Below are 11,299 nucleotides of genomic sequence, written 5' to 3' on the forward strand. Positions count from 1 at the left end.
CCGGCACGCGTATTACGCCGCGATCACCGCCTTCGGCTCGAGAAACGCTTCGAGTCCGGCCACGCCATATTCGCGTCCGATGCCCGACTGCTTGAAGCCGCCGAACGGCGCCGCCGGTTCGTGCGCGAGCGTGTTGACGAGCACGCGCCCGGCCTCGATGCGCGCGGCCACCGCGTTCGCGCGCGCCGTATCGGCGGAACAGATATAGGCTTGCAGCCCGTACGGCGTGTCGTTGGCGATCTCGATGGCGTGTTCCGTATCGCGGTACGCGATGATCGCCAGCACCGGCCCGAAGATTTCCTCGCGCGCAATCGTCATGTTGTTGGTGACGCCGCTGAATACGGTCGGGCGCACGAACCAGCCCGTGGCCGCACCGCCGGGCCGCCCCTCGCCGCCCGCGAGCAGACGCGCGCCTTCGTCGATACCCACGCGGATATAACGTTGCACGCGCTCCCACTGCTTGCGGCTGACCATTGGGCCGATGCTCGTGCGCGGGTCGCGCGGATCGCCCGACTGAATCCCGGCGACGGCGTCGACGATCTTCGCCTCGAATTCCGCCAGACGCGCTTGCGGCACCAGAATGCGCGTGCCCGCGATGCAGGCCTGACCGCTGTTCATGAAGCCCGCTTGCAGCGCGAGCGGCGCGGCGAGGTCGAAATCGGCGTCGTCGAGCACGATCATCGGCGACTTGCCGCCGAGTTCGAGCGTCACGCGCTTGAGCGTCTCGGCACCCGTGCGCAGGATCGATTTGCCGACCGCCGTCGAGCCCGTGAACGAGAGCTTGGCGACGTCGGGATGCGCGCTGATCGTCGCGCCCACGGTATCGCCGCGCCCGGTGACGATGTTGAACACGCCCTTCGGCAGACCGGCTTCGTGCAGCGCCTCGGTCACGATGCGCGTTTGCATCGCACTCATTTCGCTCGGCTTGACGACGGCCGTGCATCCCGCCGCGAGCGCGGCCGCGAGTTTGCCGCAGATGAAGCCCGCGTTGCTGTTCCAGGGCGTGATGAGCCCGGCCACGCCGAGCGGCTGCATCGTCACCTCGGCCGTGCCGGCGCGGCGCGTGAACGCGTACTGTTCGAGCACGTCGGCGGCGTCGCGCAGCACGTTCGAGGCGTGCTGCGCCATCCAGCGTCCGCGCGAAACCGGCGCGCCGTATTCCTCGACGATGGCTTCGAACAGCGCGTCCTCGCGCGCCAGCACGGCCGCGTGCAGACGGCGCAGCATGGCGACGCGTTCGTGCTGCGGCGTGCGCGAGAAGGCGGGAAAGGCGCGCTTCGCGGCGGCGACGGCGGCGCGCGCATCCTCGGCGTCGGCGAGGCGCACGTGGCCGATCACCTGCTCGGTGGCCGGGTTGAAGAGTTCGAACAGCTCGCTGCCGTGCGGCGTGACGAACGCGCCGTCGATATAGATGGTGTCGATGACCTGCATGGTGGCTCCGGAAAACGTGGCGACCAGCACACGATAGTGCGGCGCGATTGATCCGACTAGCCGTACAATCGAGGACGAGTCATTGAGCGATTTAGGACAATGAAGACATCGGGACTGGGTGAACTGGAAGCCGTGCTCGCGGTGGCGCGTCACCGCAGCTTCCGCGCGGCGGCCAACGAACTGGACGTGTCCACCTCGGCGCTGAGCCATGCCGTGGCGGCGCTGGAGGCGCGTATCGGCGTGCGGCTGTTCAATCGCACCACGCGCAGCGTGGCGCTGTCCGAAGCGGGCGCGCAGTTCGTGGACAGCGTCACGCCCGCGCTGTCCACCATCCGCGAGGCGATCGAGCAGGCGGGCAGCTTTCGCGACACGCCGTCGGGCACGCTGCGCATCAATACGTCGCTGGGCGCGGCGAAACAGGTGATGCCCGTGTTCGTCGAATTTTTGCGCCGCTATCCGGAGATGAAGCTCGACATCGTCACCGAAGGGCGGCTCGTCGATATCGTCGTGGACGGTTTCGACGCGGGCATTCGCCTCGCCGACACCGTGCCGCAGGATATGGTCGCGGTGCCGTTCGGCGATCGCCAGCGTTTTACGGTGGTCGGCAGCCCGGCGTATTTCGCGCGCAACCGCAAGCCGCGCGTGCCGATGGATTTGCGCGCGCATCGCTGCATTCGCGCGCGCATGCCGAGCGGCACGATTTATCAGTGGGAATTCGAGCGGCGCGGAGAAAGCGTGCGCGTCGACAGCGAAGGCGCGATCACGCTCGACGACGCCGATCTGATCCTGCGTGCGGCGCGCGCCGGCTTGGGGCTCGCGTATCTGACCGAATGGAATGTGGCCGAGGATCTGGCGCAGGGCACGCTGGTGCGCGTGCTGGAAGGCTGGTTGCCGCCGCTCGACGGTCTGTGTCTGTACTATCCGAGCCGGCGGCATGCGCCCGCAGGATTGCGGGCGCTGGTGGAGACGATCCGCGAGTTGGCGGATGCGCAGAGGAAGGCGTCGAAAGGCAGTGAAGTTGGGAAAGCGGACGAACGCGCCCGCAAATCCCGCGCTTGATCCACTTTAATCGAGCACCTTGTTACCCGTCTCTTCGAACATCGACACGGCGATCAGCGAAATCGCCACGCAGCCGATCATGTACCACGCGGGCGCCATCTTGCTGCCCGTTTCGCGGATCAGCCAGCTCGCCACGAGTTGCGCCGTGCCGCCGAACGCCGACACCGCAATCGCATACGCGCTCGACATATACCCGGCGCGCAGATGCTTCGGGAAATTCTCCGGCATCAGCGCATAGGCGGGCGCGCTGCCCATGGTGTAGCAGAGCATCAGCACGATCAGCGCGGCGAGCACCACGGGCAGCGACGGGTAGTGCGTCATGATCCAGAACGCCGGATAGAGCAGCACGATCAGCGCCACGCGTCCGATGATCGTGAGCGGCTTGCGGCGGCCCATGCGATCGGACCACGCGCCGTAGATCGGGCACATCACGAGCGAGATCGTGCTCGACGCCACGCCCGCGAGCATCGACATCTTGCTCGGCAAGCCAAGGTACTGGATGCAGTAGGTCGGCATGTAATACATCATCACGTACGTCGCCACCGACATGCCCATGATCGAGAAGATCGTGAGGAACCAGTTGCGCACGTAGAGGCCGCGTTTCGGGTCGTCGCGACTCGCCAGCGTTTTGGGCGCGGGCGGTTCTTCGCGGATATGGCGGCGCAGATAGATGCCCACCGGCGCGATCAGCGTGCCGACGAGGAACGGAATGCGCCAGCCCCAGCTATGCATCGTGTCGGCGGAGAGCAGAAAGCCGAGGCTCGCCGCGAGACCCGAACCGAGCAGCGCCGCGGCGCCCTGGCTCGCGAGCTGCCAGCTCGCGCGAAAGCCGCGGCTGGCGTTGCCGCCCATTTCGAGCAGCGTCGCCGTCGCCGCGCCGAATTCGCCGCCTTGCGCGAAGCCCTGCAACAGACGCGCGGCCACGATCAGCACCGGCGCGGCCAGGCCGATCTGCGCATACGTGGGCGCGAGACCGATCGACGCGGAACCGATCGCCATCAGCAAAATGGTGAGCGTGAGCGCCGGCTTGCGGCCCGCGCGGTCGGCGTAGCGGCCGAGCACGATGCCGCCGAGCGGACGCATCACGAAGCCCACCGCGAACACCGCGAACGCGAGCAGCGACGAGGTGATCGGATCGTCGGCGGGAAAGAACTGATGACCGATGGTGAGCGCGAAATAGCTGTAGACCGTGAAGTCGAAGAATTCGAGCAGATTGCCGATCACCGCCGCGAGCACGATCTTGCGTTGCTGGCCTGGCGTCATCGGCGGCGCGTCGGCCTCGTGCGGGGAAAGCGTGGAAGTGCTGGCGGTCATGCTGGGGCCTTGGCGAGGTAGCGTTCGACGAGTCGCGTCCAGAACGCGGCGCCGATCGTGAGGTTGTCGTCGTTGAAGTCGTAGCGCGGGTTGTGCAGCATCGGCTGGCCTTCGCCGTTGCCGAGCCGCACGAAACAGCCGGGGCGCTGTTGCAGGTAGTACGCGAAATCCTCGCTGCCCGCGATGGGCGGGAACGGCGCGATCACGCGCTCCGGACCGACCAGTTCCTCCGCGATTTCGCGCGCGAAAGCGGTTTCGGCTTCGCTGTTCACGAGCACCGGATAGCCGCGGATAAAGTCGATGTCCGCCGTTGCGCCATACGATTCCGCCTGCGCATTCACCACCGCGCGAATGCGCGCTTCGAGCGTTTCGCGCACGGTCGGCGAGAACGAACGCACGCTCATTTCGAGCACGGCGCTTTCGGGAATCACGTTGGCCGCGTGGCCCGAATGGAACGAGCCGACCGTGATGACGGCCGCTTCGTTCGGATCGACGTTGCGCGCGACCACCGATTGCAGCGCCATCACGATGCTGCTGCCGACCACCACGGGATCGACCGCGAGGTGCGGGCGCGCCGCGTGGCCGCCGCGTCCGTTCACGCGCACCTTGACCGTATCGCAGGCGGCCATCAGCGCGCCCGAGCGGAAGCCGAACGTGCCGACGGCCACGCCCGGATGGTTGTGCAGACCGAAGATCGCATCGCAGGGAAAGCGCTCGAACAGGCCGTCGGCGAGCATGCGCACGGCGCCGCTGTCCGAACCGGCTTCCTCGGCGGGCTGGAAGATCAGGTGCACGGTGCCGTCGAAATTGCGCGTCTTCGCGAGTTGCTGCGCCGCGCCGAGCAGGACCGTGGTGTGGCCGTCGTGGCCGCACGCGTGCATCTTGCCGTCGTGGATGCTGGCGTAGTCGAGACCGGTCTGTTCGTGGATCGGCAGCGCGTCCATGTCGGCGCGCACGCCCACCGTGCGCGTGCTCGTGCCCGACTTGAGCGCGGCCACCACGCCGTGGCCGCCCACGTTGCGCGTCACCTCGTAGCCCCACGATTGCAGCTTGTCGGCGACGAAGCGCGCCGTATCGGCCTCCTCGTACGACAGCTCGGGATGCTGGTGAATGTGATGACGAATCTCGTCGAGTTGCGCGCGGGCATCGGCCAGGTCTTCAATCTGGCAGTAACGGCTGTCGCTCATGGTGCGGGGCTCCTCCTTGTTGTGCGGAATGCAGGCGGCGTCGATGCGGATAGCGCGCCGCGCCTCGTGCCTTGCGAAAGGCTTGCTGCAAAGAACAAGCCCGAGTATTGCATCGACGAAAAACTCGACCGATGACTGAAACGCGTCGAAAATGTTGCTTTCAAGTCAACGATTCGCGCGGCGGCGGGTGTTCGGTCTGTTCGATACGCAACCAGTCAAAACGAAAGCAAGACGAAAGGAATGCAGCATGAATCCCACGGAGAACGGCGCGGAGCCGCTGGCGGAACGCTGGATCGACGAAATCGGTGAAATCGGCGAGCGCACGCTGCGGTATCTGGCCGAAATCGCCGCGAGCGGCGGCGTGCGCATGGCCGCCGAAACGCTCGGCGTGAACCCGTCGGTCATCAGCCGGCAGGTGGCGGCGCTGGAGCGGCGGCTGCGCTTCCCGCTGATCGAGCGGCGCGGCCGCAACGTGGTGGTGACGGAGATCGGTCAGGTGCTGATCGACCATTACCGCGACAGCCAGCGGCGTCAGCGCGATCTCGCGGCGCGTCTGGAGGAGTACCGGCAACTACGGCGCGGACGCGTGGCGCTCGGCGTGGGCGAGGGTTTCGTCGGCAATCTGATTGCGCGCGCGTTGCAGCGTTTTTCGATGACGTATCCGGATATTCTCGTCGAGATCCGTTCGGGGCCGACGCCCGTGGTGCTCTCGCTGGTGCGCGACGATGGGGTCGATATCGGCCTGTGCACCCGTACCGCGGACGATCCGGCGCTGCGGATTCACACCTTTGCGTCGAAGCCGCTGTGCGCCGTGGTCGCGCCCACGCACCGCTTTGCACGCATGGCGAAGGTGGCGCCCGAAGCGCTCGCGGAGGAGCGACTGATTTTCATGAGCGAGGCGTTTGGCGTGCAGCAGATTGTGAATTCGCTATTCGACGACGTCCGGCTCAATGTGATTCCGGCCTATCGCGTGGATCTGTTCCATACGGCGCAGACGCTCGCGGCGGGCGGGCTGGGCGTGGCGTTCATGTCGTCGATTACCGCGCGGCGCGGCATCGAACTGGGCGAACTGGTGGCGGCGCCGATCGATCATCCGATCGCGGCGGGCTTCGGCAGCCAGATGATGGCGCGCGTGGGGCGGCGGCTGTCGCCCGCGGCCGATCATCTGTGGAAGCAACTGGCGCGCAGTTTCGTGCAGACGACGGGGAAGTAGCGGGAAAGCGTTGCGACTGGAAACGCTACTAACGGTCAGTCGCGGCTTCAGCCCTGGAACGGAAATTTCGCGCGCCGCGCGGTTTTCGACTCACGCGCTCGCTCGCTAATGACAAGCAAGTGAGCGGCGCGGAAGATAGCACGATTTTTTGCTATCGGCGAAATTTGATTCGGCATCCGAACAAATAAAAAAGGCGGCGCAATTCGCGCGCCGCCTTTTCATTCGGTTATTCAAATGCCGCTGCAATCGGGCAATCAATACCGCGCAATCAATATCGCGAAAGCTGGCTGCCATTCATCTGCACATGATCGCCGGGACGCAGATCGCCGGGTGTCGGCACATTGAACGAGCGCATCGAACCGTCGCTGACCTGCACGTCGATTTGATACGACGTGGGCTGTGCGCCCATCTGCTGACCGATCTGATTGCCCGCGACCGCGCCGCCCAGCGCGCCGATGACGGTGGCCGCATCTCGGCCATGACCGCGTCCGAACTGATTGCCGATCACGCCGCCGAGCACCGCGCCCACCACGGTGCCTGCAACACCGGAAACGGGCGACGCGCTGCTGACCGGACGCACATTCGTGATCGTGCCGTATTGCGCGCCATATTGATTGCCATACTGCCCGCCGTTTTGCGTGTCATAAGCCGGTGCGGGCGGCGGAGGCGGCGGTGCGTAAACGGGCTGCTGCACGGTCGCCGGTTGCGCATAGGCGGGTTGTGCGTACGCCGGTTGCTGCGCGTACTGCCCCGAATAAGTCGATCCATAACCCGGACCATATCCGGGCGCCACGCAGGCGGTCAGGGAGAGCGTCGTGACGGCGGCAATCGTCGCAAGAAAGACGGATTTCGTAGTGAGCATCGGCATGGTGTGATTCCCGCATCGGCTTGCGAAATGCGCCGATGTCAATGTGAAGAGCGAATGCGCCGGAGTATAAGGAATGCGCGTTCGCACGTCCGATGCCGCCGGGTAACAACGTGTAAAGTCTGTTGCCGGGTCAGCGGGGGAACTCACAAATGGGACGCCGTTTATTCCTCGTTGCCGCCGCGGCTCTTGTGTTGCGCGGCGAGTTTGTCCTGCTGCGCGGGCGGCACCGGATCGTAGTGACTCAATTGAATGCTGTAATTGCCGTTGCCGCCGGTCAGCGAATTCAGGCGCGACTGATAGTCGTTGAGTTCGGCGAGCGGCACTTTGCCCGCGATCACCATCGCATTGCCGCCCACGGTGCGCGTGCCGTGCAATTGCCCGCGACGCGACGAAAGATCGCCGATGATGTCGCCCATCGACGTCTCCGGCGTCATCACTTCGATATCGACAATAGGTTCGAGCACGATCGGCTGCGCTTTCAATATGGCGTCGATAAACGCTTTGCGTCCTGCCGTCACGAACGCCACTTCTTTTGAATCGACCGGATGGCTCTTGCCGTCGTAAACGATCACGCGCAGGTCCTGCATCGGAAAGCCCGCGAGCGGGCCGCTCTCCAGCACCTGCTGAATGCCTTTTTCCACAGCCGGAATGTATTGCGTGGGAATGGCGCCGCCTTTCACGGCATCGACGAATTCAAAACCCGCGCCGCGCGGCAGCGGCTCCACGCGCAGCATCACTTCGCCGAATTGCCCCGCGCCGCCCGTCTGTTTCTTGTGACGGCAATGGCCTTCCGCCTTGCCGCCGATGGTCTCGCGCCACGCAATCGTCGGCGGGCGCGTGATGACTTCGAGCTTGTGCTGTTCCGTGAGCCGTTCGAGCATGTAGCGCAGATGCAGTTCGCCGAGCCCGCGCACGACGGTTTCGTTCGTGCCGGTGGGATGACTGATCGACAGGCAGGGATCTTCGGCGGCGAGCTTTTGCAGCACTTCCCAGAGGCGCTGTTCGTTGCCGCGCCGCGCCGGTTCGATCGCGAGTCCGTAAATCGGATTCGGAAATTCGAGCGGCACGAGATGCACGTTGCCGTCTTCGGGCGCGTCGTGCAGCACGGTGTCGAAGTCGATGCCGTCCGCTTTCGCCACCGCGCAAATATCGCCAGGACCAGCGCGCGGCACGTCGGTATGGTCCTTGCCTTGCAGCCGCCACAAATGCGCGACCTTGAACGGCTGGCGGCCATTACCGACATACAGCTGGCTGTCACGCGCGACCGTGCCCTGATGAATGCGAAACACGGCCATTTTGCCGATATACGGGTCCATCACGATCTTGAACACATGCGCGAGTACGTGCCTCGTCGCGTCGGGTTCGGGCTGCACGATCTCGGTTTTTCCGTTATGGGTCTCGCGATAATAGAGCGGCGGATTGCCTTCGGTCACATTCGGCAGCAGGCGCACGAATACGTCGAGCAATTGTTCGATGCCCGCGCCCGTGGTCGCCGACGCAAAACACACCGGCACGAGATGGCCTTCGCGCAGCGCGCGTTCGAAAGGCGCGTGCAATTGTTCGGGCGTGATGGCTTCGCCCTGTTCGAGATACAGCTCCATCAGTTCGGGATCGAGCTCGATCACCTGATCGACGAGTGCATTGTGCGCCGTCTCCACGGCATAAAAATCGGCCTCGCCGGCCGGATTGAAAAAGCAGTCCACCACTTCACTGCCGCCTTTTGCAGGCAGGTTGATCGGCAAACAGTTTTTGCCGAAGCGCTCCTGAATATCGGCGAGCAGGCCGGGCAGATCGACTTTCTCGCCGTCGATGCCATTCACGACGATCATGCGGCAGAGCTTGCGCCGCTGCGCGTAATCCATCATGCGTGCCGTGGTCATTTCAATGCCGTTGCGCGCATTGATGACGATGGCCGCGGTTTCGACGGCGGGCAACGCGCCGATGGAAAGGCCCGCGAAATCCGGATAACCCGGCGTATCGACGAGATAGACGCGCGTGTCCTGATGATGAAAATGCGCGACCGTGGAATTGAGCGAGTGATGATATTTGCGCTCGAGTGCGTCGTAATCGCAGAGTGCCGTGCCGCGACTCACGCTGCCTGGCGAGTGCAATGCGCCGCCGCGATGCAGGAGCGCTTCGGCAAGCGAAGTCTTGCCGCATCCGGCGTGGCCGACCAGTGCGATCGTGCGGATGGCTTCGGGACTGTAATCCATGATCGCCATCGTCCTGTAGAGGCGTGTTGGGGCATTATTGGCGAAATTTCTCGCGCTTGCCAGCGTTAGCGAAACGCGTGCGTGCGCTCGCCCGGTTCGTTGCGGTGCAGTATTTCAGCGCCTTTTTTCAGGGGTTTTTCGTGCAAAACGCTCGCACATGCGTTCGCCGCTCGCGCGTGTGCGATGCAATAAAATCGGCCACGCTCACTATGTTTATCGTTCGCGCGTCGGTCCCAGCCGATCGAGCAGCGCGGTCAGCAGATCGACCGGCAACGGGAATACGATCGTCGAATTTTTGTCGGCGGCAATCGTGGTGAGCGTTTGCAGATAGCGCAACTGCATGGCCTGCGGTTGCTGCGCGAGTCGTTGCGCGGCCAGCAAGAGTTTCTCCGAAGCCTGCAATTCGCCTTCGGCGTGAATGACTTTCGCGCGGCGTTCGCGCTCGGCTTCGGCCTGACGCGCAATCGCGCGAATCATCGTTTCGTTGAGATCGACGTGCTTGATTTCGACTGTCGAAACCTTGATGCCCCACGCGTCCGTTTGCGAGTCGAGCGTCTTCTGGATATCGGCGTTCAGTTGCTCGCGCTCGGCCAGCAGCGCGTCGAGATCGTGTTTGCCGAGCACCGCGCGCAACGTGGTTTGCGCCAGCTGACTGGTCGCTTCGACATAGCGCGCGACCTGAATCACGGCCTTTTCCGGATCGACGACGCGGAAATACACCACGGCATTCACTTTCACCGAGACGTTGTCGCGCGTAATCACGTCCTGCGAGGGCACGTCGAAGACCACGGTGCGCAGGTCGATGCGCACGGCCTGCTGCACCACGGGAATGATCAGCACGAGACCCGGCCCTTTGACCTTCCAGAAGCGTCCGAGCATGAACACCACGCCGCGTTCGTACTCGCGAAAGATGCGGATCGACGAGACGGCCAGCAAGACGACGAGCACGGCGAGCAGGCTCGAAAATCCAAACGTGTAGCCGATCATGTCGATTCTCCTTGCGATGGCGGCGGACGGCTCGCGCCGTGCAGCGGCACGACGCTCAGCGTCAGCCCGCTGCGCGCGGTTACGCGGACCGGCGTGCCCGCCGCAAGCGGAATGGCGCACGTCACGCGCCAGCGTTCGCCGTGCACGCGCGCCCAGCCGTCGGCCGGTGCGTGCGGGGTGGGGGAGGGGGCGGCGGCGTTGACGGTCAGGGCGTCGTCGAGAATTTCGCCGAGGCTGCCGACCAGCGCTTCCGCGCCCGTTACCACGGGCCGCCGCCGCGCGCGCAGCGCGACGCTCGACCTGAGCGCGACCAGCGCCGCGCCGCCGAGTGCGAGACCGGCGATGAGCGGCAAGGGCACGCCGTAGCCGGGCACGTCGGTGTCGATCAGCATGAGCGCGCCGATCGCGAACGCCACGATGCCGCCGAAACCGAGCACGCCGAAGGTCGGCAGGAACGCCTCGGCGACGAGGCACCCAAGGCCGAACAGGACGAGGCCCAGGCCGGCGTAGTTCACGGGCAGCATCTGCAGGGCGAACAGCCCCACGAGCAGGCAGATGGCGCCTGCCACGCCGGGCAGCACGAAACCGGGATTCGCGAATTCGAAGAAAAGGCCGTAGACGCCGATCGTCAGCAGAATCAGCGCGACGTTGGGATCGGCGATGATCGAGAGGAAACGGTTGCGCCAGTCGGGCGCGTAGTTGACGAGCGGTGCGTGCGCGGTCGCGATGCGCACCATGCCCGCCGAGGTCGCGACCACGCGTCCATCGGCTTCGCGCGCGAGATCGGCGGCGCTGGGCGCGATCAGGTCGATCACGTGTTGCGCGAGCGCCTCGCTGGCCGAGAGGCTGACGGCTTCGCGCACGGCGCGTTCGCCCCATTCGGCGTTGCGGCCGCGTAGTTGCGCGAGGCCGCGAATGTAGGCGGCGGCGTCCTGGGTGGCCTTGCGGGTTTCGGTGGAGGCCGTATCGGTGGGCAGCGCGCCGGCGTTGCCCGATGCCGGGCTGGCCGCGCCGGGTAATGCGGGCG

9 protein-coding genes are annotated in these 11,299 nt (G+C 65.1%); 2 read left to right on the plus strand and 7 right to left on the minus strand.

Annotation, left to right across the window (positions count from 1 at the left end):
* Positions 1 to 12 precede the first annotated feature (12 nt).
* On the minus strand, positions 13 to 1,431 hold the full coding sequence (locus tag G3N97_RS19480; protein WP_205994686.1) for an aldehyde dehydrogenase family protein: 1,419 nt from the start codon (positions 1,429 to 1,431) through the stop codon (positions 13 to 15).
* A 99-nt stretch (positions 1,432 to 1,530) separates the two neighbouring features.
* Here G3N97_RS19480 and G3N97_RS19485 point away from each other — a divergent pair, with 99 nt between their 5' ends.
* Entirely contained in the window at positions 1,531 to 2,490 is a 960-nt protein-coding gene (locus tag G3N97_RS19485) for a LysR family transcriptional regulator (RefSeq protein ID WP_205994687.1), read from the plus strand.
* Positions 2,491 to 2,496: 6 nt separating this feature from the next.
* On the opposite strand, the gene G3N97_RS19490 is transcribed toward G3N97_RS19485, so the two are convergent.
* Positions 2,497 to 3,804 carry an MFS transporter gene (locus G3N97_RS19490; protein ID WP_205994688.1) on the minus strand — a complete coding sequence of 436 codons (1,308 nt, stop codon included), beginning with the start codon at positions 3,802 to 3,804 and terminating at the stop codon, positions 2,497 to 2,499.
* Positions 3,801 to 4,991 carry a M20 aminoacylase family protein gene (locus G3N97_RS19495; RefSeq protein WP_205994689.1) on the minus strand — a complete coding sequence of 397 codons (1,191 nt, stop codon included), beginning with the start codon at positions 4,989 to 4,991 and terminating at the stop codon, positions 3,801 to 3,803. The genes G3N97_RS19490 and G3N97_RS19495 overlap by 4 nt, the downstream gene beginning before the upstream one ends.
* A gap of 247 nt (positions 4,992 to 5,238) precedes the next feature.
* On the opposite strand from G3N97_RS19495, the gene G3N97_RS19500 reads away from it, so the two are divergent.
* Complete coding sequence (locus tag G3N97_RS19500) at positions 5,239 to 6,204, plus strand: LysR family transcriptional regulator (protein ID WP_205994690.1); 966 nt, start codon at positions 5,239 to 5,241, stop codon at positions 6,202 to 6,204.
* Between the two features lie 268 nt (positions 6,205 to 6,472).
* On the opposite strand, the gene G3N97_RS19505 is transcribed toward G3N97_RS19500, so the two are convergent.
* The 4 genes from G3N97_RS19505 to G3N97_RS19520 form a co-directional block, all read right to left on the minus strand.
* Entirely contained in the window at positions 6,473 to 7,072 is a 600-nt protein-coding gene (locus tag G3N97_RS19505; protein ID WP_241030683.1) for a glycine zipper 2TM domain-containing protein, read from the minus strand.
* A gap of 161 nt (positions 7,073 to 7,233) precedes the next feature.
* Positions 7,234 to 9,285, minus strand: a complete 2,052-nt coding sequence (gene fusA / locus G3N97_RS19510; RefSeq protein ID WP_205994691.1) for an elongation factor G — start codon at positions 9,283 to 9,285, stop codon at positions 7,234 to 7,236.
* 213 nt (positions 9,286 to 9,498) lie between these two features.
* Complete coding sequence (locus tag G3N97_RS19515; protein WP_205994692.1) at positions 9,499 to 10,272, minus strand: slipin family protein; 774 nt, start codon at positions 10,270 to 10,272, stop codon at positions 9,499 to 9,501.
* A partial coding sequence (locus G3N97_RS19520) for a nodulation protein NfeD (RefSeq protein WP_205994693.1) occupies positions 10,269 to 11,299 on the minus strand: 1,031 nt, incomplete at its 5' end. The genes G3N97_RS19515 and G3N97_RS19520, both read right to left, overlap by 4 nt.

The sequence above is a fragment of the Paraburkholderia sp. Ac-20347 genome, from assembly GCF_017104805.1.
Lineage (GTDB): Bacteria > Pseudomonadota > Gammaproteobacteria > Burkholderiales > Burkholderiaceae > Paraburkholderia > Paraburkholderia tropica.

Excerpts from the sequence above, each read along its gene's own strand:
- G3N97_RS19480 (WP_205994686.1), bottom strand. The coding sequence starts at position 1,431 with ATGCAGGTCATCGACACCATCTATATCGACGGCGCGTTCGTCACGCCG.
- G3N97_RS19485 (WP_205994687.1), top strand. The coding sequence starts at position 1,531 with ATGAAGACATCGGGACTGGGTGAACTGGAAGCCGTGCTCGCGGTGGCG.
- G3N97_RS19490 (WP_205994688.1), bottom strand. The coding sequence starts at position 3,804 with ATGACCGCCAGCACTTCCACGCTTTCCCCGCACGAGGCCGACGCGCCG.
- G3N97_RS19495 (WP_205994689.1), bottom strand. The coding sequence starts at position 4,991 with ATGAGCGACAGCCGTTACTGCCAGATTGAAGACCTGGCCGATGCCCGC.
- G3N97_RS19500 (WP_205994690.1), top strand. The coding sequence starts at position 5,239 with ATGAATCCCACGGAGAACGGCGCGGAGCCGCTGGCGGAACGCTGGATC.
- G3N97_RS19505 (WP_241030683.1), bottom strand. The coding sequence starts at position 7,072 with ATGCCGATGCTCACTACGAAATCCGTCTTTCTTGCGACGATTGCCGCC.
- fusA (WP_205994691.1), bottom strand. The coding sequence starts at position 9,285 with ATGGATTACAGTCCCGAAGCCATCCGCACGATCGCACTGGTCGGCCAC.
- G3N97_RS19515 (WP_205994692.1), bottom strand. The coding sequence starts at position 10,272 with ATGATCGGCTACACGTTTGGATTTTCGAGCCTGCTCGCCGTGCTCGTC.